Source organism: Micromonospora sp. NPDC092111 (genome assembly GCF_044755745.1).
Lineage (GTDB): Bacteria > Actinomycetota > Actinomycetes > Mycobacteriales > Micromonosporaceae > Micromonospora.
The window spans coordinates 467628-493698 of sequence record NZ_JBIVRQ010000001.1 but is presented as its reverse complement, the minus strand read 5'-3'; the positions used below and the strand labels follow the sequence as shown (position 1 = coordinate 493698).

Here is a 26071-nt window from a genome sequence, read left to right as displayed (position 1 = left end):
CGGGCGGTAGTGCCATCGGTGGCGGCATCCGTGCCGATTCGGTCCCCTGCCGCTGGAGGAACACGTGAGCGTGGACGAGCCCTGTGTCGTCGGCATCAACTTCGGTCATGATGGTGGCGCCGCGCTGCTCACCCCGACCCGCATGGTCGCGATCGGCGAGGAGCGGCTCAACCGGAGCCGGTACTCGCCCGGATGGCAGGCGTCGCTGCTCTACTGCCTCCGCGCCGCCGGGATCGGACTGTCCGAGATAGACCTCGTGGTGGCCAGCAACTACGGCGAGCAGATCACGGTCGCCGAGACGGGGCTGTCGCACCTCGGCATCCCCGACGACCGGGTGCGGGTCGTCGACCACCACCTGTCGCATGCCTACACCGCCTTCTGCCTGAGCGACTTCAGCCATGCCACGGTCATCGTCACCGACGGCGGAGGAAACAACACCGACACCGAGACGTACTACGCGGGCACCCCGGACGGGCTGGTCCGGCTGGGCGGCAACGACCCGGGACGGCCCCGGGCCGGCGCGGTCGGCGCCACCTACGAGGCGTTCACCGAGTACCTGGGCTGGAACTTCCAGGAGGCGGGCAAGACCATGGCGCTCGCGTCGTTCGGGGATCCGACGAGGTTCGCCGCCACGCTCTTCGACGTGCAGGACGGGCGGGTGACCGGCCGACTCGACCAGACCCACGCGCGCGGTGTCGTGGCGTACGCCCGCCGGCACGGGTTGGACTTCGGCCCGCTCGGCTCGCGCGGCGCCGACCAGCGGGGCATCGACGCCGCCGCGCACCTGCAGGCGGAGGTCGAGACGGCGCTCTGCGCGCTGGTCCTGCAGAACGTCGCCGAGGTCGGGTACGACAACGTCTGCCTGGCCGGCGGGGTGGCGCTGAACTGTGTGGCCAACGACCGGATCCGTCGCCTGCCCGGCGTCGCCGACCTGTTCGTGCCGCCGGCCGCCTCCGACCGTGGCCAGGCGCTGGGCAACGCCCTGTACGGCCTGCACCAGCTCACCGGGGAGTTGCCCCGGCCGCTGTTCCGGTCCGACTCGCTCGGCCGCACCTACAGCGACGCGGAGATCGAGCTGACCCTGCGCCGGGACCCCCGGTCCGGTCTCGTCGAGCGGCGGTTCGTGCCGTTCAGCTACCGGCGCGAGAGCGACATCGCGGCCTGCGCCGCCCAGCTCATCGCCGACGGAAAGCTGATCGGCTGGTTCACCGGCGGCAGTGAACTGGGCCCCCGGGCCCTCGGGTACCGGTCGATGCTGGCCGACCCGCGTACCGTCGGGAGCCGGGACGCGCTGAACAACCGGATCAAGCACCGTGAGCCGTTCCGGCCGTTCGCCCCGGCGGTGCTCGTCGAACGCGCCGCCGACTGGTTCGAGCTGGCCGGGCCGTCGCCGTTCATGCTGCTGGCGCCGGCCGTCCGGCCGGAGTGTCGGGAGACGATCCCGGGCGTCGTGCACGTCGACGGCACCGCGCGGGTGCAGACCGTGGACCCGGCCGTCGCGCCGCAGTTCGGCGCGCTCATCGCGCACTTCGAGAAGATCACCGGCGTCCCGGTCGTGCTCAACACGTCGTTCAACGACCGGGAGCCCATCGTCGAGACCCCGGCCGACGCGCTGGCGACGTTCCAGGACAGTGACCTCGACGCGCTCTGCCTCGGCGACTACCTGGTCGAGAAGGTGTGAACCACCCGGACCGGGCGCGGACGGCGGCGCAGCCCCGCCCGGTCCGGGTGGCCGCACGCGCGGCTGCGGGTGTTCAACTGCGGACCGGCCACGGTTGCACACCGCCGTTGCCGGCGCCTGCCGTCACCGGTAGCGGAAGCGCCGGATCTTGCCGGCGGACGACCGTTCGAACTCCCGGATCACCTCGATCGACACCGGCACCTTGTGCGGGGCGAGCAGCCCCACGCAGTGCTCGCGCAGCTCGGCGGCGCTCGGCTCGCTGCCGGCGTCGGCGCGGACCACCAACGCGTGCACCCGCTGTCCCAGCAGCCGGTCCGGCCGGCCGACCACCAGCGCCTCGCCGACCGCCGGGTGCGCGACCAGGGTCTGCTCGACCTCGCGGGCGCTGACGTTGGCGCCGCCGACGATGATGACGTCGTCGACCCGGTCGACCAGGAAGAGGTAGCCGTCCTGGTCCAGGTAGCCGAGGTCGCCGACGCTGAAGTAACCGCCCGGCCGGCCCCGCAGGTGTCCACTCTGGGCGGCGGAGAGCCGACGGGTCCCGGCGGTACGGAGGTAGACCTCGCCGACCTGCCCGGGGGGCAGGCCGGCGCCCTCCTCGTCCAGGATCCGCACCTGCGTCATGTACGGCCGTCCCACCGTGCCGGGGCGCTCCAGCCAGTCCGTGCCCCGGCTGACGACCGCGCCGACCATCTGGGTGGAGCCGTACAGCTCGTACACCCGGTCGGCGCCGATCCCGTCCAGCCACGCCTGCTTCACCGCCGCCGGGCACGGGGCGGCGGTGTGCAGGACACCGACCAGCCGTTCGCCGAAGGCCCGCAGGAACGCCGGGTCGCCGCCGATGACCGCCATCTGGTGCGGGGTGAGCTGGCACCAGGTCGGCGGTACCCGGCGTACCGCGTCCCGCACGGCGCCGGGCCCGAACCGGTCGACGACCACCAGGTGGTTGCCGTACACCAGGCCGGTGAGCGCGCAGGTGAAGGGGGCCGCGTGCGACAGCGGGCCGAGCACCAGGTGGTCGGCGTCGGGCCGCCAGCCCACCGCGGCCAGCAGCACCGACTGGCCGGCGAGCTGCGCGCCGGGGCGGCCCGGGATGGGGACCAGGCGGGGCAGGCTGGTGCTACCGCCCGACGGCAGGTACCAGGCGGTCGTCGGCTCGGCCGCACCGACCGCCGAGGTCGCCGCCGCCCGGCCCGTCGCCGGCGCTGCGGTGGTCGGCTCCGACTCGTCGAAGGTGAAGATCTCCTCCGGCGGGCGGCCGACACCGCTGAAGAGCTGGGCCAGCTCCGGCGCGGTGCTCTCCGGCGCGACGACCAGCGGCGTACGCCCGGCCCACCAGGAGGCGAGCACCGCCACGAGGAACCCGATGCCGTTGGGGAGCGCCACCACCGTGTACGGGTCCGGTGGTTCGGCCAGCAGCCGGGCGGCTCGGGCCTCGGCGAGCGCGACCAGTTCGGCTCGGGTCAGCGAGGACCACCGCCCGTCGGCGCTGCGGGCGGAGACGGCCGGCCGGTCTGGCTCGGCCCGCGCCAGCTCCCGCATCCGCCGGTACGTCGGCAGCGGGCCCCGGGGCGGCGGCGGGGTCACCGGGCCGTCCCGACCTCGGCCTGGGCGGCGAGCTGCCGGACGGTCCCGAGCTGGTACAGGTCGGCGGCGAAGACGCTGATGCCGCACTCCTGCTCCATCCGGTCGACGATCGCCACCGCCGCGAACGAGTCGCCGCCGAGGTCGAGGAAGTCGTCCTCGACACCGACCCGGGGCACCCCGAGCCCGTCGGCCCAGATCGCCGCCACCGCCTCCTCCAGCGGTGACGCCGGAGCCGCGTACCGGTGGTGCTCGACCGCGACGTCCCGCCAGCCGTCGCCGGTCGCACCGTCGCCGTCGCGGGGAATGCGGTCGACGACGACGTAGTTGTCCGGCGCCTCGGCCGGATCCACCACCCGTTCCACCAGCAGCCGGGCGTCCAGGGCGGAGAGCCGGCCGGCGGCGGCCACCAGCAGCACCGTGCCGTCCTCGACGAGCGCGTGCTCCAGGGGTTCCCCGTCGAAGGCGAGGGCGTCGCGGAGCTGTTCTTCCCGCGTGGACATGTCAGCTACCTCCGTCCAGGGGCGTGCCGTGGTGGACCTCGGCCGGCCCCGCCACGATCCGCGCCAGCGGCTGGTTGCGGCGGGCCAGTAGGGATTGCGCGAGTCGGGTCAGCTCGCCCAGCAGCCGTTCGGCCGTCTCGCCGTCGGCGTGGTCGGGATCGTGCCAGAGCACCAGCTCCAGGCTGCCGTCGTCGTCGGGGGTGCCCACCAGCGCCAGCGGGACGTCGAGATATCCGGACCGCTCCGCGCGGATCCGCCAGCCACTTCGGACGCCGCCGAGCGGGATCGTCCCGGCCGAGCCGGTCCGCAGGGACACCAGCGCCGGTGGATCGCCGGCCGCCGCCATGCCGGTCGGGGCAGCCGACGGTGGCCGGTGCGCTCCGTACGGCGTCGAGGCGAGGTCGTCCCGCGCCCGCCGGACGGCCCGCAGCGCGCCGGTGACCGGCACCGTGTCGTCCGGTACGGGCGTGACGACCGCGCGGGTGTGTACCGGCCCGACCAGCTCCCGGGTCCGGGGGTCGTCGCGGTTGGCGACCGGCACGCAGACGCGCCGGGGACCACCGGCCGGGTCGAGGTGCCCGAGCGTCAGTCCGAGGGCCAGGGTGAGCACGTCCTCCAGGCCGGCGGCGCACTGCTCCGCGAGCCGGGACAGCGCGACCACCGAACCGGCGGGCCACCTCGTCCGGGCGGCGACCCGGGCCACCGGCCGGTGCGCCGACGGCGGGCCGGGTTCCCCGGCGGGGTGGGTCGCGCGCTGCCAGGCCGCCCAGTCGTAGAAGCCCGGCGAGGCCGCCGGCAGCTCCGTCACCCCGTCGTCGTACGCGCGGGCCAGGTCGGCCAGCAGGATCGGCACCGATCCCTCGTCCGCCACCAGCCGATCCAGCGACAGCGACAGCACCGTGCCCCGGTCGGTGGGTTCGATCCGGGCCCGCCAGAGCCCGCCGGCGGTCACCGGGCCCGTCGGCGTCGGTGCGGTCGCCGGCTGGTCGGCGGCGGCGTCGAGGAGCACCGTGGGCTCGTCGCGCAGGGCCGGCTCGGCGGCCGGGCGGAAGACCGAACGCAGCACCTCGTGGCGGGTGGCGACCGCCCGCAGCGCGCCGCGCAGCCGCTCCTCGTCCAGCCGGCCGGGGACCTGCACGTCGACCTCGATGGTGGCGCCGCGTGGGCCCGGCCCGGGTCGGGGCCCGTCCGGACGCAGCCGGGCGAGCTGCTCCCAGCTCACCTGCGGCGGCCCCGCCGGCCGGGCGGGCAACGCGGCCGGGGTGTCCGCGTCGCGTACCGCCGTCAGCCGCGCGTACACCTCGGCGAGATCCTCCGCGAGGAACAGGTCGGACGGGTCGAGCGGCACGTCCCAGCGGGCCTGGATCTCGGCGGCGAGGGCCGTGACGGTCAGTGAGTCGGCACCGAGCTCGAAGAGGTTCGAGTCGAGCGTCGGCTCGTCCGCCGTGCCGGGCAGGAGGGACGCGCACAGCGCCAGGAAGGCGGCCACGGATGGCCCTTCGCTCGCCGTGGGTACGGGTTCGACGTCGATGTAGATCGATTCCATGGGGTACGCCGCGCTCCTCTCGACCCGGCTCACCGCCGCAACAGGCTCGAAGTGTGTCGGTGGCGCGGACCCTTATGCAAGACGATCGTTCTTCGCATGATGGGGATGACCAGCGCGCCGGCTGGTGCGTCCGGTGTCCGATCCCGCGGGGGTGACCGTGCAGTCCGTCCATCGTTTCGAGGTGCCGTTCGCCGGCGGCCGTAGCGCGCAGGCCCCGATGACCTGGGGGCAGATCGCGCTGTGGGACGTGCTGGCCTGGCTGCCCCCGGGGGACGCGAGCCTCAACCTGGTGCTGCACTGCGAGGTGCCGCCGGGTACGACGTCGTCGGAGGTCGGTGCCGCCGTCGCCGCGCTGGTCGGGCGGCACGAGTCGCTGCGGTCGCGCTACCTCGACCGCGACGGCGAACTGGTCCAGCAGGTGGTCGGCGAGGGTGCCGTGCCGGTCGAGGTCTTCGAGGCCGGCACGGCCACCACGGCGGGTGCCGCCGCCGTGGTGGCGAACCAGCTGCGCGTCGTCGCCTTCGACGGGGCCACCGATCCGCCCCTGCGGGTCGGTATGATCACCCGGGCCGGCGTACCGGTCTGGCTGGTCCTGGTCCTCCACCACCTCGCGGTCGACGGGTGGAGTCTGCGCATCCTCAAGGAGGACCTCACCGCGCTGCTGCGCGGCGGTCCGCCCGGGCTGCGGCCGGCCGGTACCCAACCGGTGGAGCGGGCGGGCTGGGAGCGGTCCGAGCCGGGCCGACAGCGCAACCGGCGGTCGCTCGACTTCTGGCGTGGTCACCTCGAACGCCTTCCCCCGGTGGTGGTCGGCTGCGACACCGGCGAGCCGGGCACCGATCTGGAGTGGTCGGAGCTGCGGTCCACCGCGTTGACCACCGCCGCCACCAGCCTGGGCGGGCGGCACCGGCTCAGTCCGGCCCTCGTGGTGCACGCGGGCCTGCTCCTGGTCATCGGCGCGTACCTGGGGGAGCGGCAGGTGGCTACCCGGATGATCGTGGCCACCCGGTTCGCCGCCGAGCAGCGCCGGCTCGTCGGCGCCTTCAACCAGAACGCGTTGTTCTGCCTCACCGTGGCCGACGAGCCGTTCTCGACGTACCTGCTGCGGGCGGCAGAGGCCGAGCTGCTGGCGTACCGCCACAGTGAGTACGACCTCAGGGCACTGCACGGGGTGCTCGCCGAGGTCGGCGCGGCGCGTGCGGTGCCGCTCAACGGCTTCTGCTTCTTCAACGACGTGCGGGCGGACGTGGGGGGCCGGCAGGGCGTGGGACGTACCGCCACGCCCGAGCCCACGGCCGAGTTGCTGGCGCGACAGCGGGCGGCGTCCAGGATCAACCGCCTCACCGCGGAGCACCGGGCCCGGGAGGCCCGGCTCTTCTTCTACCTGCACGCCCTGGCGCCGAAGGCGTTCTGCTCGGTCGGCGTCGACCCTGGTTTCGCGCCGGGGCGGACCTCGGCCGACCTCCTCGCCGACCTGGAGTGGCTGCTGCTCCACGCCTGCCGCGCCGACGACTCGGCCGAGACGCTGTGGCGGGCACTGGCCGGCGCCCGGGCGGCTGCCTGATCCGGCCCCGATCCGGGTCGCCGCGTTCCCTGCCCACGGCGTGTTCAACCGCGGCGGATCGCCAGTTGAACACGCCGGCGTTCGTTCAGGTACCGGCCGGTTCGCCGGCCAGCGCCGCGAGGGCCGGGTAGTCGACCTTGTTCGTGCTGGTGGTGGGCACCCGGTCGACCACCCGGACGGTCACCTGCGAGGACGGGACGCCCAGCGCCCGGCAGGCGCGGTCCAGCGCGGACCCGAGCGCGGCGGGCGGGTCACCGGCGTGGAAGACGACCAGCCGCTCGTCCCGGGCGACGACGGCCACCGGGGCGGCGGCGGCGAGGCTCTCCTCCAACTCGTCGAGGTTGATCCGCCGGCCGCCCGTCTTCGCGATCCGCTTGATCCGTCCGGTCAGCTCCAGGTAGCCGTCGCGGAGCCGGCCGACGTCCCCGGTCCGCAGGACGCCCCGCAGGCCGTCGCCGTCGGCCAGGTGGGCCCGGTCGGCGGCGTAGCCCATCATCACGTTGGGGCCGGTGTAGACCACCTCGCCGACGTCGGTGCTGGTGTCCGGCTCCAGCGGCCTGACCTCGAAGCGGCCGTCCGGGATGGCCCGACCAGCCGAACCGATGCCGGCGGGCTCAGCCGTGACGTCCACGCAGGACATCCGGGCGGTGGCCTCGGTCTGGCCGTACATGACGAAGAACCGGGCACCCCGCTCGCGGGCCAGGTCGGCGTACCAGCGGACCAGATCCGGGCGGAGGCGACCGCCGGCCTGGGTCAGCGTACGCAGGCTCGCCGGCCACACCCGGGGCAGCGGACCGCGCAGCCCCTCGTACGTCAGCGGCACGCCGGCGAACGCGGTGACCTCCCGCTCGGCGCAGGTACGCCAGAATCCGCTGCCGATCGGGCTCGCCGCGGTGAGGAGGATGGACGCGCCGGCGGACAGGTGGCTGTGCAGCACCGAGAGTCCGTAGCTGTAGTGCAGTGGCAGGCCGGTGACCGCCCGGTCGGCGGCCGTGATCCCCAGCGCCTGCCGGATGCTGGCCGCGTTGCTGCGCAGGTTCCTCCTGGACAGGCGTACCCCCCGGGGGCTACCCGTGGTGCCCGAGGTCAGCAGCACGAGCGCGAGATCGGGGTGCAACGGCCCCGCGTCCGGGCGTCGGCGTCGGTGGACCAGGAGCGACCCGTGCCGGGTGGCCGGGTGGTAGCCGGCCGGCACGTCGGGCCAGCCCGGCGTGGTCGACCCGGCCGGCGCCGGCGGCCGGACCAGCACCTCGGGCCGGAACGAGTACAGCAGACGGTCCAGCGCCGCCGCGTCGAACTCGGGGCTGACCAGCACGACGGGATGCCGGTGCCGCAGCGCGCCGAGATACGCCAGCACGAACTCGACGGTCGGCGTGGCCACCAACAGCACCAGGGACCGAGCTGTCCCGGCGCGGGGCAGCCAGGCGGGCTCGCGGGCGGTGGCCGCCGCCAACTCGCCGTGGTCCACGATCCGGCCGTCCGGCGTGACCAGGGCTGGCGCGTCCCTGACGCCGTCGGTCAGGAACGTCGTGTCCGGCCCATCGGCCCGCCCCTGGCGATCCGTTCGGGGCACGCGGTGGTCGGTGCCGGGTTCGGGTCGCGTCACATCCACCCCCACACCAGTACGGCAAAACCCGGCCGGCGTTAAGAGCCGACGCGGTCAGCGCAGCATCGCCCGGGTCATCCGGCGGGTGGCGACGTACATCGCGATCGATCCGAAGGCGACGAGGTAGACCACCGGGATCAGCAGGTCCCAGCCGAGGCGTCCCAGCGCCGGTTCGCGGACCAGTTCGATGCTCTGGTAGAGCGGCAGCGCCCGGACCACCGGCCGTAGCGCCTCCGGGTAGACCGACAGCGGGTAGAACGTCGTCGCGAACAGGTACATCGGCAGCATGAAGAGCTGGACGTACTGGAAGTCGGGGAAGTCGCGCAGGTATGTCGTGATGGCCAGCCCGGCCGCGGCGAAGGCGTACGAGATCAGCACCGACGCCGGTAGCGCCAGCAGCACCCAGGCCGAGGTGATCAGCCCGCTGACCGCCATCACGACGAGGAATCCGATCGACGTCAGCAACGCGTTGATCATCGCGCTGCTGATCTCGCCGACCGCGATGTCGGTGACGGACAGCGGTGTCGGCAGGATCGCCTCGTAGGTCTTCTCGATCTTCAAACGGGCGAAGACGCCGAAGCTGGTCTGGTTGAACGCGGTGTTCATGGCGGTCGTGGCCAGGATCGCCGGGGCCACGTAGACGGCGTAGGGGACCTCGACCCCGGGTACCGTCCCGACGAGCAGCCCGACGCCGACACCGATCGACAGTAGGTACAGGATCGGCTCGACGAGCGCGTTGAGCAGCGGCGTGACCGACCGGCGGTAGATCATGAAGTTGCGTTCGACGAGCGCCAGGGCCCGACGTACCGTCCAGGCGGGTACGGCGACGGTGGTCATGGTGTCTCCCCGGTGGTCTGGAGGGGGGCCGTCACGCGTGCAGCCGGCGGCGGTAGGTGACCCGGGCGACCAGGAAACCGCCCACCGCCAGCACCAGCAGGTAGCCGACGTGGATCGAGCTGCCGGTGAGCGTCGCCGTGCCGAGGCTGAGCGTCCGGCACAGCTCGACGCCGTGCCACAGCGGCAGCACGTAGGACACCGGCCTGATCCACCCCGGTAGCTGCGCGACCGCGAAGAAGGTGCCGGAGAACATGTAGAGCGGCATGATGACGAAGCGGAACATCGTGTCGATGTGCCGCATCTTGCGTACGCCGACCGCCCACGCGGCGGCCGGTGCCGCGAACGCCATCCCCGTCAGCGTCGCGCCGAGCAGGGCACCGAGAACCCACCAGCCCCTGATCAGCCCGAACGCGGCCATCACCGCGATGAAGGCACCGCTGGCGGTGAACACCCGGAAGGCGATGAAGAACAGGTGCCCGGCGGCGAGCTGTTCGGGTTCGAGCGGCGTCGGCGTGGCCCCCCGGTAGGCGCCGGAGCGCGCCGCCCGGGCGACCCCTGCGGACCCCTCCAGGAACGCGCTCTGCATCGCCGCCGCGGCCAGCATTCCCGGGGCGAAGAACGCCGCGTAGGGCACGCCGGCGATCTGCGCCGGGGCATTGTCGTCGACGAGGGCGCCGAGGCCCGCGCCGATGCCGGTGAGGAACAGCAACGGGTTCAGCACACTGATCACGATCGAGCCGCGCCAGGTGCGCCGGTAGACCGTGATCCAGTATCCGAATGCGCGAAGCACCAGTCGTCTCTCCTGCTAGTCGATCAGCGATCGGCCGGTGAGCTTGAGGAACACGTCCTCCAACGTCGCCCGGCGGACCAGCGCGGTGAGCGGGGTGATCGACATGGCGTGCACCGCGGACAGGGCGGCCTCGCCGTCGTCGGCGTAGACGAGCACCCGGTCGGGGAGCAGTTCCACCCGCCCGTCGGTGTCGCTGCCGCCGGTGGCCAGCGTGGACGTGTGCAGCTTCTCCGCCACGGTGTCCTGTTCGCCGAGGTGGAACCGGAGTTCGAGGACCTCTCTGGTGGCGTACCTGGTGATCAGCTCGCGAGGGGAGCCCTGGGCGACGATCCGGCCGTGGTCGACGACGATGAGCCGGTCGCAGAGCTGCTCGGCCTCGTCCATGTAGTGCGTGGTGAGGACGAGCGTGACGCCCTCCTGCTTGAGCCGGAAGAGCCGGTCCCACAGTACGTGCCGGGCCTGCGGGTCGAGGCCGGTGGTCGGCTCGTCGAGCAGCAGGATGTCGGGTTCGTTGATCAGGGAGCGGGCGATGGTCAACCGCCGCCGCATGCCGCCGGAGAGCGTCTCGACCTGGTCGCCGGCCTTCTCCTGGAGTTGGGCGAAGTCCAGCAGCCGGGTCGCGCGTTCGCGGGTGACCGCGCGCGGCAGGTTGAAGTACCGCCCGTAGATGTGCAGGTTCTCCCGGACGGTGAGCTCGTTGTCGAGGAAGTCGTCCTGCGTCACGACGCCCAGCCGGGCGCGGATCTCCGGGCCCTGCCTCATCGGGTCCATGCCGAGCACGCGCAGGCTGCCGCCGCTGATCGGCGACGTCGCGGCGATCATGCGCATGGTGGTGGACTTGCCGGCACCGTTGGGCCCGAGCAGCCCGAACGCCTCGCCCCGGTGGAGCGCGAAGTCGATGCCGTCGACGGCCCGGAACTCGGCGACGGAGCCACGGGCGGGATAGATCTTGGTTAGGTTCCTCGCCTCGACCAGGGGGAGTTCGGTCACGGCAGCAGCCTACGAACGAGGCAGCCAGCACTGCAAGTTTTGAGCAGAAACTTGCAATTTTTGAACGCGATTACTAGTTTGGCTCGTCCGCTGCTGTGGCCCGTCCGCTCCGTGCGCGACTGCCGGGCGGATCGAGGCGGCGGCTCAGCCGGTCCGGCCCCGGTCCGGGGTGTCGTTCTCCGCCGCGAAGCACGCCGGCAGGAAGGTCTCGCTGATCAGGAACGTGGGGACGCCGCCGGTGAAGATGCGGTACCGCCGCCGCGCCCCGGCCGGTCCGGTCCGGGGCCCGTCGACCAGCTCGCGGAAGGACTCCGTGCGGTGCTGCCGTAGCAGCCGGCCGATGGGCTCCTCGGTCTCACACAGCGCGGTGCGCAGCGGCTCCGGCAGCGCGTCGAGCGCGATCACCGCGTGCGCCCGCACGTACACCGTCCGGGAGTCGATGCCGACCAGGTCGGTGGTGCGGGTCAGCAGGCCGGCGTCCGGGCCGGCCCGCAGGAGGGCCCGGTCGCCCGGGTCGGCGGCGTCGGCCGGCTGCACCAGGCGGGCGGTGACGATCCGCTCACCCGCGTACTCCTCCAGCATCGGGGTCACCGTGCCGTCGGAGTGCAACAGCAGCCGGGCGGGAAGGCTGAGGCCGGTCATGGGTGAGCCCTTCCAGGCCGTACGAGTGGATCGCCCGCGCCAGGTCGCCGGCGCGGCGGACGAGCGCCGTCGGCACTCCCGCGGCGGCGCCCTGCGCGACGTCGGCCGCGGTGTCGCCGAGGTAGCGGGTCTCGTGCGGCGCGAGACCGAGCCGCCGCAGCGCGGCGAGCAGTCCGTCGGGAGCGGGCTTCGGCCGTGCCGCGTCCTCGCGCGCGACGGTCACCTCGACCGGCAGGCCGCTCGCGGCCAGGAGCGCGACCGCGTCGGCCCGGGTCCGGCCGGTGCACAGGCCGACGACGACGTCGGCGGCGAGCAGGGCGCGCACGGTCTGCCGGACGTGCGGCATCGGGGGCACCGGCCCGGCGGCCAGCGCCGCGTGCAGCTCGCGGCGGTAGTGCGGCCAGGCGGCGGTGAACCGGTCGGGGCCCACCACCGCCCGCACCGTGTCGACGTCGGTGGGGCGCTGCGCGGCGGCCAACCTGGCGGCGCTGAGCCCGGCGAGCCCGACCGCTGCCGCCGCGGCGCGGAGGCAGCGCTGGTGCAACGGCCACGAGTCGACCAGTGTGCCGTCGAGGTCGAAGACGACGCCACGGACCGGTGCGGGCGGGGTCATGGCAGCGCCACGAGGCCGGCCGAGCGGGCGGACGGGGTCGACTCGGCGACCGCGAGGACCCCGTTGATCAGGTGCAGCGCGAGAACCGCGCCGGCGGCCATGCCGAGGCGCATACCCAGGTCGAGCAGCGGCGGGAGGCCGAGGTCGGCGAGCACGGCCTGGTGCGCGGGCTCGGTGGAGCGGTGCCCGGCGACCAGGTAGCCGGCGGACGCGGGGCACAGCCGAACCGCGACCAGGGCGGCGACCGCGGTCATGGTGCCGTCGATCACCACCACCTGCCGACGTCCGGCGGCGGCGAGGATGACGCCCACGTTGCCGGCGATCTCGAAGCCGCCGAGCGCGGCGAGCAGCGCCAGTGGGTCGCCGGGGACGCCGGCGTGGCGGGTGAGCGCGGTGTCGATGAGCCGTCGCTTCCGAGCGACCACGTCCGCGGTGACGCCGGAGCCCGCGCCGACCAGGTCGGCGACGTCGGTGTCCAGCAGGCGGGCGGCCAGGGCGGTGGCGGCGGTGGTGTTGCCCACCCCGATCTCGCCGACCGCCACCATCGGGACGTCGGTCAGCCGCTCGGTCGCGTATCGCGCGCCGCCGAGGACCGCCCGGACCACCTGCTCCGGCGCCATCGCCGGGTCCCGGGTGATGTCGCGGGTGCCGGGGCCGATCTTGTATCGCTGGTCGCCGACCGGCTCCGCCAGCCCGACGTCGGCACACTCGACCCGGGCCGGTACCCGCGCCGCGAGGGTGCAGACCGGGGCGAGGCCGGCCCGGATCAGTTCGAGCACCCGGCCGGTGTAGCCGTGGCGGTACCGGGAGGTGCCGTGCCGGGCCACGCCGTGGTCCCCGGCGAGCACGCTCACCACTGCCGGGAGCGGCCCCGGGGCGGCCCCGCGCCGGATGCCGGCGACGCGGTGGGCGACGGCGTCGAGCGTGCCGAGGGCGTCCGGCGGCCGGGCCTGCGCGCGCTGACGGACCTGGGACAGGCGTACGGCGTGCGGGTCCACTGGCGGCACCGTCGCGCAGAGCGCGTCCACGGCGGCGATGTCCGGCTCAGGCACGGCTCTTCCGCTCCAGCAGCCGGCCGGCGATCCCGGCGATGCCCTCGGCGAAGTGTTCGTTGGTGAACCGCCGCTCGACCCGGTCCCGTGCGGCCGCGCCCCGGCGGGCTCCCTCTGCCGGATCCGCCAGCGCCGCGCCGAGCGCGACCGCCAGCGCGCCGGGGTCGACCACCCGCGCGCCGGAGGGGCCGGCCACCGGGACCGGCCACCCGAAACGCGCGTCGGGCACCAGCTCGCGCAGCGAGTCGACGGCCGTGCACACCACCGGCCGGGCGAACGCCATCAGCTCCGCGCAGACGTAGCAGAAGGACTCCCACCGGCTCGGCACCACGGCGACGTCGGCGACCGACATCCAGCTCAGCGCGGCCCGTCGCGGGACGTCGCCGAGGAAGGTGACCCGGTCGGCGACGCCGAGTTCGCCGGCCAGGCCGCGCAGCGCGGCCTCCTCCGGGCCGACGCCGACCAGCGCCAGGTGCGGTGCGGCGCCCGGCGCGTGCACGTCCGGCAGCGCGCGCAGCAGTTCGGCGAAGCCCTTGACCGGCACCAGCCGGCCGCAGGCGACCAGCAGCGCCGTGTCCGGCCGCCCGGGGAGCAGCTCCGCGCGCAGCCGCCGGCCAACCGGCTCGGCGCGGACGGCGTCGATCTCGGCGAGGTCGATGCCGAGGTGGACGACGCTGTGCGGCGCGGCGCTGCCCGGGTAGTAGCCGGTGATGGCGTCGCTGAGGGCCTGGCTGATGAAGGCGGTGTGGTCGCAGTCGGTCACCGCCTTCTCCTCAAGGTGCAGCAGGTGCCGCGGCTCGGCGGAGACGCCGGTGGTGACGTGGTGGGCGTCCCGGTCGTACGGCGTGATGGCCCGGAAGTCCTGTAGCAGGATGTTGACCAGCGGAACGTCGAGGCGGCGGGCGAACATCCGGGCCTCCGGATGGCAGAACAGGTCCGGCAGCAGCACCAGGTCGGGTGGGCCCAGCTCGGCGGCGAGGGCCTCGGCGGCGGTGAACAGCCGGCGGTGCGTGCGGACGCTCTGGTCGCCCAGCCCGGACTCCTCGTTGTAGACCACGCCGGTGGCGGCGCGGTGCACCGTCACCCCGTCGACCTCCTCGCGGACGTCCCGCGTCGGGTCGGCGACGGTGGACACCACGACGACCTGCCAGCCGAGGGCGGTGAGGCCGACGCCGAGGTTGCGGGCGACGGTGCTGGTCCCGCCGACCGTGTTCGGCGGGTACTCGCGGGAGAAGACGAAGGCTCGTCCGGGGCGGCTCATCGGGCGGCACCTGCCGTTCGGTCGGCGACCGCCGGGCGGCCGGGGAGTCGGGGGAGGCCGAGCAGGGAGTGCAGTTGTCCGGCGGTCGCCTCGACGGCGGGGACCCCGGCGGCGACCGCGCGGTGCCACCCGACGATGGCGTCGGCGGCGCCGTCGAGGTCGAGCCGGTGTTGCCAGCCGAGCGCCGTCGCGGCCCGCCGGCCGTCGAGCCGCAGCACGCCGTGCTCGGCGAAGGTGGGGTCGTGCTCGACGACGACCGGCACGCCGGTGCCGCCGTGCCGGGCCCAGGCGGCGGTGAGGGCGGACACCAGCTCCCGCACGCTCGCGCCGTTGCCCGGCGGCGCGAAGTTGAACACCTGGCCGCCGGCGACCACGCCGGCGCCGAGGCCGTCCACCAGGCGGAGCAGACCGTGTACGACGTCCAGCGCGTGCTGCCACGGGCGCACCGCGTCCGGGTGGCGCAGCCGGATCGGTTCCCCGGCGGCCAGCGCCGTCAGGGCGTCCGGCACGAGCCGGTTGACGGCGTGGTCGCCACCGCCGATGACGTTGCCGAACCGGATCGAGCCGGCGGCGAGCGGTAACCCGGCGGCGCGGTACAGGTCCTGGTATCCCTCGAACACCAACTCGGCGCCGGCCTTCGACACGCTGTACGGGCAGCCGCCGCCGAGCTCGTCGACCTCCCGGTACGGCCACGGCCACTCCCGGTTGCGGTAGCACTTGTCCGACGTGACGTGCACCAGCACCGGCGGTGCGCACAGCCGCGCCGCCTCCAGCACGTTGACCGAGCCGACGATGTTGGTGGTCAGCGTCGTACGCGGGTCGCTGAGGCCGGCGCTGACCAGCGGCTGCGCGGCGAGGTGTACGACCGCGTCGAAGCGACCGTCGGCCATGACCTCGTGCAGCGCAGCGAAATCCCGAATGTCGCCGGTGACCCCGGTGACGCCCAGCCCGGCCAGTTCCGTGGCCCGTCGCCGGGTGTGTGGGGTGTCGTTCGCGGCGAAGCCGACCACCTCCGCGCCGCTCGCGGTCAGCGCGATGCTCAGCCATGAGCCGATGAACCCGCTGTGCCCGGTGACGAGCACGCGGGTACCGCTGCGGTCGGTGTGGTACCAGTCGTGGGATCGGTGGCGTTCGACGTTTGCGTTCACGGGTCATTCCCCTTGACCGTTCGCAATTGCTTCACCAAGCGACGGATACGTCGCGGCGTCCACAGAGTCCGGTCGGCGTGAGCCGTCTCGGGCTGGACGCTCCGACGGTAAGGGACATCAGAAGACGGCGCAACTATCGAACGAAATCCTGCAACTAACGCGCTTGGATGAGGCAGATATTCGTGAGAGAGTCCACTTCTCGCCCCGTCGCCCGAAGCGGCGCGGCGAAATGCGCCGTGGATCCCTTTGCTGTCAAGGGGTTGACCGCAGTGTGACGATCATCTACTGAGTGCGTTGTGGTCGGCTGGCAGTCGTCGTCCAACGATAACGAACCATGTTGCGTACCAAAGTTGCAAGATTAAGTTCATTAGTTGCGGCTATCGGACGGGATCCCGTAGGCTGGTCGCGACGCCGAGAGGGTATTGGCGACAGTGGATTGACTCCCGCTTATGGGCGCGCGCCGGCCGCCACGTCGGCCCGGACCGCGTCGCGGTGCGCCGAACGTCCTCTCATCCCTGCCGGAAGGGGAAACCATGCTGGCCGTCAACGGGGGAACGCCGGTGCTCGGCCCGGGTGACATCGCGCCCTGGCCGCACATCACGGACGACGACCGGGCCGCCGTGCTCGCGGTGATGGACCGGGCGAGTCCGTGGCGCTGGCCGTTCGAGCCGATCCAGGAGTTCGAGGCGGCCTGGGCACAGGCGATCGGCCTGCCCCACACGATCGCCGTCAACTCGGGCACCGCCGCGCTGCACATGGCCGTCGTGGCCGCGGGCGTGGAGCCCGGCGACGAGGTGATCGTGCCCGCCGACACGTTCCTGGCGACGGCGTCGTGCGTGCTGCAGGCCAACGCGATCCCGGTCTTCGCCGACACCCTCCCGGACACCTTCACCATCGACCCGGCGGCGGCGGAACGCTGCGTCACCCGGCGTACCAGGGCGATCATCGCCGTCGACCTCAACGGCCTGCCGGCCGACTACGACGAGCTCGCCGCCGTCGCCCGGCGGCACAACCTCGCGTTGATCGAGGACGCCGCCCAGTCGCACGGTGCGACCTACCACGACCGGCCCGCCGGCGCGCTGGCCGACATGAGCGGCGCCAGCCTCAACGGCTCCAAGGCGCTGTCGGCGCTGGGGGAGGGCGGCCTCTTCGCCACGGCGAACGAGGACCAGTACCTCGTGGCCCGCAAGGTCATGATGTTCGGCGAGGAGATCGCCGGCCGGACCCGCGACTACAACGCGCGAATCATGGGCTGGAACTACCGCATCGACCTGCTCGCGGCAGCCTTCGCGCACAGCCAACTCGGCCGGCTGCCGCAGATGACCCGCGTCCGCCAGCACAACGGCGCGGCCCTGACCAAGGCGCTCGCCGGCATCCCGGGCCTGTCCACGCCGGTCGTGCCGGCGGACCGGACGCACGTGTACTTCTTCTACCCGCTGCTGGTCCGGCCCGAGGAGTTCGACCTCGACGTGCCGGTGGCGGCCTTCCGTGACGCCGTGGTGGCCGCGGCGGTCGCCGAGGGCCTGCCCATCTCCCGCTGGCAGCACCATCCGGTGCCGGCCCAGCCGCTGTTCCAGGACGGGCGGGGCTACGGCCGGGGCTGCCCGTGGACGTGCGGGCACGCCGCGCCCGCCCGCCGGGCGTACCACCCGGGGGACTTCCCGGTCGCGGAGGAGACCTGCCAGCGCCGGCTGGTGCTCGGCCAGAGCCTGAGCCCGTTCGGACCGCCGAACGACCTGTCCACGATGGAACGCTACGCGGAGGTCCTCCACAAGATCCTCGTGACGGAGCGCGACGAGTTCGTCCGGCTGGCCCGGGAGATCGGCACGGGAGGCGCATGATGCACGACAGCCATGAGACCGAGACCGAGCGGTTCCGTCGGGACGGCTGCTACCGGTGGCGCTCGTTCCTCGACGCCGCCGAGGTCGGGACCCTGCGCCGCTACGCCGGGGTGCTGCTCGACGGCGAGAAGGCCCTGCACACGCCGGAGTCGGTACGGCTCGTCGAGCTGTACCGCCACGGCCGCCCGTTCGTCGACCTGATGTGCAAGCCCGAGCTGAACGAGGTCGTCACCGACCTGCTCGGCAAGGGCGCGGTGCTGTCCGACCTCAGCCTCAACGAGGTGCGTACGGCGGGCAAGGACGACGTCTGGCACATCGACTACCCGTACAGCCGGCAGCCCGACCTCGACCGAGGCGAGGTCGTCGCCCTCCAGTGCGTACTCGCGCTGTCCCCCTTCACCCCGCGAACCGGCGCGACCCAGTTCATCCCCGGCAGCTTCCGCCGGCCCGGGCAGCCGCCCCAGCCACCGGCGGACCCGCCGGCGACGTTCCTCGCCGAACCGGGCGACCTGCTGATCCTCGCCGCGTCAGCCTGGCACCGCGCCGGCACGAACCACGCCGCCGACCCACGCACGGCGATCCTGCTCAGCTACGTCAAGCCGACGTTCCCCGCCATGTTCGGCGAGCCCGAGGGCGACGGCGCCTGGAGCCGCGACCCGCGGGTCCGCGAACTGCTGGGCATCGGCCGCTGACGGCTGCCCGCCGGCCGTCCGCCCTCCCGCGTACCGCAACATCGCCCGTCGTGGCGACCGAAGGAATGTCATGCAGAAACTCCGGCGCTTCTTCGCCGTACTGCCAGAGGGTGACCGCGCCCTCGCCACCGCCTGGTGGTGCCTGGTCCTGCTCGGCGGCCTGCTGCCGGCGGCGTTCAGCGTCGCGGTGGGCGTGCTGCTGACCGCCATCCACCGGGGGGACGACCTGCGGCCGGCGCTGGTCACGGTCGGCGTCCTGTTCGTCGCCGGGCTGGTCCACGCGCCGATCCTCAGCCAGGTCGGCGCGAACCTCGGCGACCGGGTCGCGATGGCGCTGCACCGTCGGCTGCTGGTCGCCGCGACCGCCCCGCAGGGCGTCGCGCACCTGGAGTCACCCGAGGACGCCGGCGACCTGGCGGTGGCGCGGGACTTCGACACCGGGATGTCCGGGCCACAGCTTTCGCTCTCCCTCGGCATCATCGCCGGCGGCCTGGTGCTGCTCGTCACCGGCGCGACCCAGACGCTCCTGCTGTTCGGCCTGAGCTGGTGGGCGCCGCTGGTGATCGGTGCCGCCTGGGCCTCGACCCACCTGCTGCTGCGTGAGAGCACCTCGTGGGACCGCACCCAGGACGAGGTCCGGGTCAGCCAGCAGCGCGCCGAGTACACCTACCGGCTCGGCGTCGGCGGCGCGGCGGCCAAGGAGATCCGCGTCTTCGGGCTCGCCGACTGGCTGGTCACCCGGTTCGCGGCGAGCCGCCGGGACCTCGTCGACCGGCGGCTGCACGCCACCCGGGTGCGGCAGCGCCCGCTGCGCGGGGCGCTGCTGATCCTGCTGCTGGCCAACGCCGTGCTCTTCGGGTGGATCGCCCGCGAGGCCGGCGCGGGCCGGATCGACATCGGCCAGGTCGCCGTCTTCGCGCAGGCCGCCATCGGTGCCAGCCTCATCGCGTTCGGCGGGTTCAACTGGGCGCTCGTGCGGGCCGCCGACAACGTCGACGCGGTGCTGCGCGCCGAGCGGGGGATGGCGGTGACCGGCGCGCTGCCGTCCGGCACGGCGGACGCCGAGGGCCTTCCGGTGCGCGAGATCCGCTTCGCCGACGTGCGGTTCTCCTACCCCGGCCAGGACCGCGAGGTGCTCGCCGGCCTCGACCTCGTCATCCCGGCCGGCACCTCGCTGGCCGTCGTCGGGCTCAACGGTGAGGGCAAGACCACGCTCATCAAGCTGCTGTGCCGCCTCTACGACCCGACCTCCGGGCGGATCCTGGTGGACGGCCGGGACATCCGGGAGTTCGACATCACCTCCTGGCGTCGTCGGCTGACCGCGGTCTTCCAGGACTTCGCCCGCTACGAGCTGTCGATGCGCGACAACGTGGCGCCGCTCGGCGCGCCGGACGAGGTGGTCCGCGCCGCCCTCGCCGACGCCGACGCGGTGGACCTGCGGTCGCTGGACACCGTCCTCGCCCCCGGCTACGACGACGGCACGGACCTGTCCGGCGGGCAGTGGCAGCGGGTGGCGATCGCCCGGGCGCTGGCCGCGGTGCGGCAGGGCGCCGGCGTGGTCATCCTCGACGAGCCGACCGCCCAGCTCGACGTCCGCGGTGAGGCCGAGATATTCGACCGGGTCCTCGCCGCCACCCGCGACTGCACCACGCTGCTGATCTCCCACCGGTTCTCGACCGTGCGGAACGCGGACCGGATCTGCGTGCTCGCCGACGGCCGGGTCGCGGAGCTCGGCACCCACGACCAGCTCATGGCGCTCGGCGGCAGCTACCGCCTGATGTTCGACATGCAGGCGTCCCGGTTCGACAGGCAGGGCAGCCACGGTGCGCACCACTGAGCCGCTGCCCTCGTCGGTCCGGTCGCTGACCCTGTCGCTGCGGCTGGGCTGGCGAGCCCAGCCCGCCCTGATGGCGGCGGGCTTCGCCGTCACCGTGCTCGGGGCCGCGCCCGACGCGCTGCTCGCCCTGGCGCTGTCGCGACTGGTGGCCGCGGCCCCGTCCGGCGACCCGCGCCGGATCGCCGTCGCCGCCGGAGCACTGGCCGCCCTGGTGACCACGAGCTGGCTGTTCGGCATCGGCGCTGGCCGGATCAACACGCGGCTGACCGACCGGGCCGCCGTCGACATCGAGTCGTACATGGTGCGGCTGCACGCCACGGTGCCGACGATCGAGCACCACGAGCGCGCCGACCACGTCGACCGGCTCTCGCTCCTGCGTGACCACGCGCCCGCCCTCAGCGAGCTCTACCAGATGCTGTTCTCCGGCCTCGGGGTCGTGGTCCGCCTGCTCATCACCGTCGGCCTGCTCGCGTCGATCCGGCCGGAGCTGGTACTGCTGGTGCTGTTCGCGATCCCGCCGGTGCTCGTGTCCGACTGGCGCGGCAAGGCGGAGAAGCGGGCGGAGGAGGCCGGCACCCAGGCGGAGCGGCGGGCCCGGAGCCTGTTCCTGCTCGGCACGACCCTACCGGCGGCCAAGGAGGTGCGGGTCGCCCGGCTCCAGCAGCGCCTGGTGGACCTGGCGACGGAGTCGTGGAGCGTGCGCTACCGGCCGATGGCCCGGGCCAGGTCCCGGTCCGCGATCTGGCTGTCCGGCGCGTACGCGGTGCTCGGCGTCGCCCTGATCGGCAGCGTGGCGCTCGTCGCCACCGGCCCCGACGCGGCGCCGGCCGCCGTGCTGACCCTCGCGGCCGGCAGCCGGCTGTCGCAGTACCTCGGCCAGACCGTCCGCGACGTCCACCTCTTCCGGGTCATCTGGCTCGACGGCGCCCGCCGGCTCACCTGGCTCGACGACTTCGCCCGGTCGGCCACGGCGACCGCGCACGGCGCACCACCGGACGTGCTGCGCGCGGGCATCCGGGTCGAGAACCTCACCTTCCGATACCCGGGCGCCGACCGCGACGTCCTCGAGAACGTGACCCTGGACCTGCCGGCGGGCGCCGTCGTGGCGGTCGTCGGCGAGAACGGGGCCGGCAAGTCGACGTTCGTGAAGCTGCTGTGCCGGCACTACGAACCGGCCGCCGGACGGATCACCGTGGACGGCACCGACCTCGCGACCATCTCGCCGGCGGCCTGGCAGGAGCGGGTCAGCGGCGCCTTCCAGGACTTCGTCAAGTTCGAGTATCCGGTCCGGGAGGCGGTCGGGGTCGGCGACCTGGCCCGCATCGACGGCCCCGGGGCCGTGCCGGCCGCCCTGGACCGGGCGGGCGCCACCGACCTGGTCGCGGGGCTGCCCCAGGGGCTCGACACGCAGCTCGGCGCGGCCTGGGAGGGCGGCGTCGACCTGTCGCACGGACAGTGGCAGAAGATCGCGCTCGCCCGTGGCTTCATGCGGGACCGGCCGCTGCTACTGGTCCTCGACGAGCCGTCCTCCGCCCTCGACGCGCAGGCGGAGTGGGAGCTCTTCGAGCGGTACGCCTCGGCGGCGCGGCGGTCGGACACCGGCGGCACGGGACAGATCACCGTGCTGGTCTCGCACCGCTTCTCCACCGTGCAGATGGCCGACCTGATCGTGGTCCTCGACGGCTCCCACGTCGTGGAGCACGGCTCCCACCAGGAACTCATCCAGCACGACGGCCTCTACGCGGAGCTGTACGGCATCCAGGCCAACGCCTACCGCGGCACGCCCGGCCGGGCGCACCGCGCCGACGGACCGTCCGTGGAGGGACCCTAGATGTCACCACCGATCGTGTTCGCCGTCGACGACTCCTACCGCCTGCCGCTGCTCGTCGCCCTGGAGTCGCTGTGCGTCTCGCAGCCGAACGGCACGCGGGACCTGACGGTGGTCGTCCTCCACGAGAACCTGAGCGAAGCCTCCCGGGCCGACATCGCCGCCGTCGCCACGGCACACGGACTCGACCTCCGGCTGCACCGGGCGGAGCTGCCGGACCTGCCGTACAACACGGCGTTCGGCGGCACCCGGGCCAACTACCTGCGGCTGGCGATCCCGGCCGCGTTCCCGGCCGTGGACCGGGCGGTGTACCTCGACGCCGACATCGTCGTCCGGGGCGACCTGCGTCCGCTGCTGCACGCCGACCTGCACGGCCTGCCGTTCGGCGCGGTCCAGGACGCGGTCAACCCGACCCTGGCGAGCGGCCGGGCCCTGCCCGGGTGGCAGGAGCTCGGCCTCGACGGCGACCGGGCGTACTTCAACAGCGGCGTCATGGTCTTCGACCTCGCCGAGTGCCGCCGCGACGGGCTCTTCGACCGGGCCTTCCACGCCGTCGCCGACCACGCCGCGCACCTGCGGCTGTGGGACCAGGACGCGCTGAACCTCGCGGCCCGTGGCCGCTGGCACCGGCTGCCCCGGCGGTTCAACACGATCCCGCTGTCGGCGCTGCGCCGCACCCCGTGGCTCCGCCTGCCAGCGGAGCGACTGCCGTCCGACGCCGACCTCGCCGCCGACGAGGCCGGCGCCGTCGTCATGCACTACGTCTCACCGTCCAAGCCGTGGCGGGGCCTGCTGCCGGCCGGTCCGGCCGCCGACAGCTACCGCGTACACCTCGACGCCGTCAGCCGGCGCGACGCGGCAACCATCAGGGAGGGATCACGATGAGCGACCGCCAGAAGATCGTCGACACCATCACCGCGCACCTGCAGTCGGTGCTCTCCGGCGCCGGGGACGGCGCCATCGCCGAGGACCGCGACCTGCGCGACTTCCCCGATTTCGACTCGCTGGGCATCCTGGAGACGCTGGTCTGGCTGGAGTCCACGTTCGAGGTGACGATCCCCGACGAGGAGCTGGTCGTGGACCGCTTCGACTCGGTGGGAAAGATGGCCGACTACGTCCTGGGCAAGGCGGCCTGACGGGCCGGCGAGCGGAGAGGGCGTCCGGTGAGCAACCACCTCCTTTGCCGCGCCGCGCCGCTGCGCACCGTGCTGGTCGGTGCCGGGGGCATGGGCATGACCTGGCTGCGGGCCCTGCAGGCCCACCCCCGGTTCGACCTGGTCGGCGTCGCGGACCTCGACGAACGCCGCGCTCGGGGTGCCGCGATCCGGCTGCGGCGTCCGGACCTCGCGGTCGCCGGCGACCTCGGCGGGCTGCTGGGCCACGCGCCGGACGTGTGCGTCAACACCACGCCGCCGGCGGCGCACTTCGCGGTGTCGTCGGCCGCACTGTCGGCGGGCCTGGCGGTGCTGTCGGAGAAGCCGTTCGCCGCCAGCCTCGCGGAGGCGGTCGCGCTGGCGCGGCTGGCGGACCGGCAACGGCGGCTGCTCATGATCGCGCAGTCGCGACGCTACGAGCCCGGCCTGGAGCGGCTCCGGGACGTGGCGCGCACCCTCGGCCCGCTGGGACTCGTCAGCGTCGAGTTCCGCCGGGCGTACCGCGACGCCGGGTTCCGCCTCGGCATGGACCATCCGCTGCTGCTGGACATGGCGCCGCACACCTTCGACGCGGCCCGGTTCGTGACCGGCGAGCGGCCGATCGCCGTCACCGCCACCGAGTTCAACCCGCCCGGAAGCTGGTACGCCGGGCCGGCGGCGGCCCTCGTCACGGTGGAGTACACCAACGGCGTCCACCTCGGCTACACGGGCTCCTGGTGCTTCGACGGGATGGAGACGTCCTGGTCGGGTCGTTGGCGGGTGTCCGGCAGCCACGGCACGGCAGGCTGGGACGGCGAGACCGGTCCCGTCGTCGAGTACCAGGCGGACCCGCGCCCGGTGCACCGGACGGCGGACGGCGCCGGCCCGGCGCCGGTCGAGCCGGGGAACCCGGCCCGGCAGAGCGCGGCGGCCCTCGACGAGTTCGCCGCCGCGCTGCGGGGTGGTCCGCCGCCATGGGGCGAGGCGTCCGACAACCTGCTGACCTTCGCCACGGTCCAGGCCGCGATCGAGTCCGCCCGGCGCGGCGCCCGGGTCACGGTCGACGATCTGCTGGCCCGGCACGGGGCACTCGCCGGGGAGCGGGTGATCTGATGCTGCGGCTGGCCCTGGTCCAGGAACGCGCGAGGTTCAACGACCCGGTCGCGAACCTGGCCGCCGGGATCGACGCGTGCCTGCGGGCGCGGGCCGCCGGTGCCGACCTCGTCGTCTTTCCCGAGCTGTGGCAGATCGGCTACGCGGCCTGCCCGGCGGAGCCGCAGCGGCGTACCACCTGGCTGGGCCGGGCGGAGCCGGTGGACGGCTCCTGGGTCACCGCGTTCCGGGAACTGGCCGCGTCGACGGAGACGGCCGTGGCCATCACGTTCCTGCGCCGGACCGACGCGGACCCCGCCAACGCCACGGCGGTCATCGGCTGCGACGGCACCCTGGCGCTGGTGCAGGACAAGGTCCACCTCTGCGACTTCACCTGGGAGGCCGTTTTGCGGCCCGGCGAACGGTTCCGCACCGCCGCGGTGCACACCCGCGCCGGCCCCGTCGACATCGGCGTGATGACCTGCTTCGACCGGGAGTTCCCCGAGTCGGCGCGGGCGCTCGCGCTGGACGGCGCCGAACTCATCCTCAGCCCCAACGCCTGCCTCATCTGCGACGACCGGCTCGGCCAACTGCGCGCCCGCGCGTTCGAGAACATGCTCGCCGTCGCGATGGTCAACTACCCCCGGCCGTTCATGAACGGCCGCTCGGCGGTCTTCGACGGCATCGCCAGCCTCGCCAACCGGCCCCGCGACCACCAGGTCCTCGCCTCCGACGCCCGGCCGATGCTGCGCGTCGCCGACCTCGACCTCGACGGTCTGCGCCGCTACCGCGCCGACGGCCTGTGGAGTCACGCGCGACGCAGGCCCGATGCCTACCGCAACCTGGTCGGTCCCGGGCCGGCCGGAGAGGGGCAGCCGTGATGCCCGACCGGCCCTTCCGTTTCGGGGTGCTCGCCAACGGCGCCCGCGACATCGTCACCTGGCGGGACCAGGCGCGCACGGCCGAGGCGCTGGGCTACCACGGCTTCCTGGTCCCCGACCACCTGGGCCGGGAGTGGGGCCCGCTCGTCTCGCTTGCCGTCGCCGCCGAGGCGACCCGCACCATCGCGCTGGGCACCCTCGTGCTCGGCGTGGACCTGCGGGTGCCCACGGTGCTGTTCAAGGAACTCGCCACCCTGGCCCAGCTCGCGCCGGGGCGGCTGGAGATCGGCCTCGGCGCCGGCTGGCTGGCCGAGGACTACACCCGGGCCGGGGTGCCGATGGCCCCTGCCTCGACCCGCATCGAACGCCTCGACGAGGCCGCGACGATGCTGCGGACCCTGTGGACCGAGCGTCGGCTGTCCTACCTGGGCAGGCACTACCAGGTCACCGACGCCGTCGGCGAGCCGGCCACCGACCCCGCCGGGGTGCGCTGGGTGCTCGGCGGCGGCGGGCGGCGGATGCTCACCGTGGCCGCGGCGCACGCCGACGTCGTCTCGCTCGGGGCCCGGCTGTCCGGCGGCGTGAAGGGTCCCTCGTTCGGCACCTCGGCGACCATCGACCGGTTCGACGAGCGGCTCCGCTGGGTCCGCGACGCGGCCGGCCCGCGCTTCGCCGGCATCGAGCTGCAGTGCCTCGTACAGGCCTGCGCGGTCACGTCGGACCGGGACCGCTACGCGAGCCGGGTCCTCGCCCGGATGTTCGGCCTCGACTCGCGGGACGCTCTCGACTCCCCGCTCGCCCTGGTCGGGACCGTCGAGCAGCTCTGCGACCGGCTCACCGTGCTGCGCGACCGGCTCGCGATCAGCTACTGGGTCGTGCCGGCGGCCCAGATGAAGCCCTTCGCCGACGTCGTCGCCCGGCTGGCGGGCCGATGACCACGGCCCTGCCCC

23 protein-coding genes are annotated in these 26071 nt (G+C 73.8%); 11 read left to right on the top strand and 12 right to left on the bottom strand.

Translation table 11 applies throughout. The features are described from left to right. The first annotated feature begins 64 nt into the window (after positions 1–64). Complete coding sequence (locus ACIQG9_RS02045; RefSeq protein WP_400397464.1) at positions 65–1681, top strand: carbamoyltransferase; 1617 nt, start codon at positions 65–67, stop codon at positions 1679–1681. A gap of 123 nt (positions 1682–1804) precedes the next feature. Here the strand turns inward: ACIQG9_RS02045 and ACIQG9_RS02040 are convergent, their stop codons facing one another. Genes ACIQG9_RS02040 through ACIQG9_RS02030 form a run of 3 tightly spaced genes read right to left on the bottom strand, consistent with a single transcriptional unit; the run spans position 1805 to position 5257 of the window. Then, positions 1805–3268, bottom strand: coding sequence for a class I adenylate-forming enzyme family protein (locus ACIQG9_RS02040; RefSeq protein ID WP_400397458.1), 1464 nt, complete (start codon positions 3266–3268; stop codon positions 1805–1807). Next, positions 3265–3768: a phosphopantetheine-binding protein gene (locus ACIQG9_RS02035; protein ID WP_400397456.1), complete on the bottom strand. Its 504-nt coding sequence runs from the start codon at positions 3766–3768 to the stop codon at positions 3265–3267. The genes ACIQG9_RS02040 and ACIQG9_RS02035 overlap by 4 nt, the downstream gene beginning before the upstream one ends. A 1-nt stretch (position 3769) precedes the next feature. Continuing rightward, positions 3770–5257, bottom strand: coding sequence for a phosphopantetheine-binding protein (locus tag ACIQG9_RS02030; RefSeq protein ID WP_400397453.1), 1488 nt, complete (start codon positions 5255–5257; stop codon positions 3770–3772). Between the two features lie 190 nt (positions 5258–5447). Here ACIQG9_RS02030 and ACIQG9_RS02025 point away from each other — a divergent pair, with 190 nt between their 5' ends. Further along, on the top strand, positions 5448–6878 hold the full coding sequence (locus tag ACIQG9_RS02025) for a condensation domain-containing protein (RefSeq protein WP_400397451.1): 1431 nt from the start codon (positions 5448–5450) through the stop codon (positions 6876–6878). Between the two features lie 85 nt (positions 6879–6963). Here the strand turns inward: ACIQG9_RS02025 and ACIQG9_RS02020 are convergent, their stop codons facing one another. The 9 genes from ACIQG9_RS02020 to rfbG form a co-directional block, all read right to left on the bottom strand. Beyond that, complete coding sequence (locus ACIQG9_RS02020) at positions 6964–8451, bottom strand: AMP-binding protein (protein ID WP_400397448.1); 1488 nt, start codon at positions 8449–8451, stop codon at positions 6964–6966. A gap of 87 nt (positions 8452–8538) precedes the next feature. Continuing rightward, a complete protein-coding gene (locus ACIQG9_RS02015; protein ID WP_400397446.1) occupies positions 8539–9321 on the bottom strand; it encodes an ABC transporter permease in 783 nt (260 codons plus the stop codon). 31 nt (positions 9322–9352) lie between these two features. Then, positions 9353–10111, bottom strand: a complete 759-nt coding sequence (locus ACIQG9_RS02010; protein ID WP_400397443.1) for an ABC transporter permease — start codon at positions 10109–10111, stop codon at positions 9353–9355. Positions 10112–10126: 15 nt separating this feature from the next. Further along, complete coding sequence (locus ACIQG9_RS02005) at positions 10127–11101, bottom strand: ABC transporter ATP-binding protein (protein ID WP_400397440.1); 975 nt, start codon at positions 11099–11101, stop codon at positions 10127–10129. A 144-nt stretch (positions 11102–11245) separates the two neighbouring features. Next, complete coding sequence (locus tag ACIQG9_RS02000; RefSeq protein WP_400397438.1) at positions 11246–11683, bottom strand: chorismate--pyruvate lyase family protein; 438 nt, start codon at positions 11681–11683, stop codon at positions 11246–11248. After that, the gene (locus ACIQG9_RS01995; protein ID WP_400397435.1) at positions 11661–12356 is read right to left on the bottom strand and encodes an HAD family hydrolase; all 696 of its coding nucleotides are present in this window, start codon (positions 12354–12356) and stop codon (positions 11661–11663) included. Before ACIQG9_RS01995 ends, ACIQG9_RS02000 begins: the two co-directional genes overlap by 23 nt. Beyond that, positions 12353–13408: a nicotinate-nucleotide--dimethylbenzimidazole phosphoribosyltransferase gene (locus ACIQG9_RS01990; RefSeq protein ID WP_400397433.1), complete on the bottom strand. Its 1056-nt coding sequence runs from the start codon at positions 13406–13408 to the stop codon at positions 12353–12355. The genes ACIQG9_RS01995 and ACIQG9_RS01990 overlap by 4 nt, the downstream gene beginning before the upstream one ends. Next, positions 13401–14669 carry a glycosyltransferase family 4 protein gene (locus tag ACIQG9_RS01985; protein WP_400397430.1) on the bottom strand — a complete coding sequence of 423 codons (1269 nt, stop codon included), beginning with the start codon at positions 14667–14669 and terminating at the stop codon, positions 13401–13403. Before ACIQG9_RS01985 ends, ACIQG9_RS01990 begins: the two co-directional genes overlap by 8 nt. After that, positions 14666–15817 (bottom strand): CDP-glucose 4,6-dehydratase, encoded by a 1152-nt coding sequence (gene rfbG / locus ACIQG9_RS01980; RefSeq protein ID WP_400397427.1) that lies wholly within the window; start codon positions 15815–15817, stop codon positions 14666–14668. Before rfbG ends, ACIQG9_RS01985 begins: the two co-directional genes overlap by 4 nt. 533 nt (positions 15818–16350) lie before the next feature. Between rfbG and ACIQG9_RS01975 the strand changes: the two genes are divergently transcribed. From ACIQG9_RS01975 to ACIQG9_RS01935, 9 genes are all read left to right on the top strand, one after another. After that, positions 16351–17658 (top strand): DegT/DnrJ/EryC1/StrS family aminotransferase, encoded by a 1308-nt coding sequence (locus ACIQG9_RS01975; RefSeq protein WP_400397424.1) that lies wholly within the window; start codon positions 16351–16353, stop codon positions 17656–17658. Next, positions 17658–18350 carry a phytanoyl-CoA dioxygenase family protein gene (locus ACIQG9_RS01970; RefSeq protein WP_400397421.1) on the top strand — a complete coding sequence of 231 codons (693 nt, stop codon included), beginning with the start codon at positions 17658–17660 and terminating at the stop codon, positions 18348–18350. The genes ACIQG9_RS01975 and ACIQG9_RS01970 overlap by 1 nt, the downstream gene beginning before the upstream one ends. Positions 18351–18420: 70 nt before the next feature. Beyond that, the gene (locus tag ACIQG9_RS01965) at positions 18421–20187 is read left to right on the top strand and encodes an ABC transporter ATP-binding protein (protein WP_400397419.1); all 1767 of its coding nucleotides are present in this window, start codon (positions 18421–18423) and stop codon (positions 20185–20187) included. Further along, positions 20174–22018, top strand: a complete 1845-nt coding sequence (locus tag ACIQG9_RS01960) for an ABC transporter ATP-binding protein (RefSeq protein ID WP_400397416.1) — start codon at positions 20174–20176, stop codon at positions 22016–22018. Before ACIQG9_RS01965 ends, ACIQG9_RS01960 begins: the two co-directional genes overlap by 14 nt. Beyond that, entirely contained in the window at positions 22019–22900 is an 882-nt protein-coding gene (locus tag ACIQG9_RS01955) for a glycosyltransferase family 8 protein (protein ID WP_400397413.1), read from the top strand. Then, positions 22897–23151: an acyl carrier protein gene (locus ACIQG9_RS01950; RefSeq protein ID WP_400397410.1), complete on the top strand. Its 255-nt coding sequence runs from the start codon at positions 22897–22899 to the stop codon at positions 23149–23151. Before ACIQG9_RS01955 ends, ACIQG9_RS01950 begins: the two co-directional genes overlap by 4 nt. A 27-nt stretch (positions 23152–23178) precedes the next feature. Then, positions 23179–24261 carry a Gfo/Idh/MocA family protein gene (locus ACIQG9_RS01945; protein ID WP_400397409.1) on the top strand — a complete coding sequence of 361 codons (1083 nt, stop codon included), beginning with the start codon at positions 23179–23181 and terminating at the stop codon, positions 24259–24261. Beyond that, the gene (locus tag ACIQG9_RS01940) at positions 24261–25121 is read left to right on the top strand and encodes a carbon-nitrogen hydrolase family protein (RefSeq protein WP_400397406.1); all 861 of its coding nucleotides are present in this window, start codon (positions 24261–24263) and stop codon (positions 25119–25121) included. Before ACIQG9_RS01945 ends, ACIQG9_RS01940 begins: the two co-directional genes overlap by 1 nt. After that, positions 25121–26056, top strand: a complete 936-nt coding sequence (locus ACIQG9_RS01935) for a TIGR03621 family F420-dependent LLM class oxidoreductase (RefSeq protein ID WP_400397404.1) — start codon at positions 25121–25123, stop codon at positions 26054–26056. The genes ACIQG9_RS01940 and ACIQG9_RS01935 overlap by 1 nt, the downstream gene beginning before the upstream one ends. Positions 26057–26071: the final 15 nt, after the last annotated feature.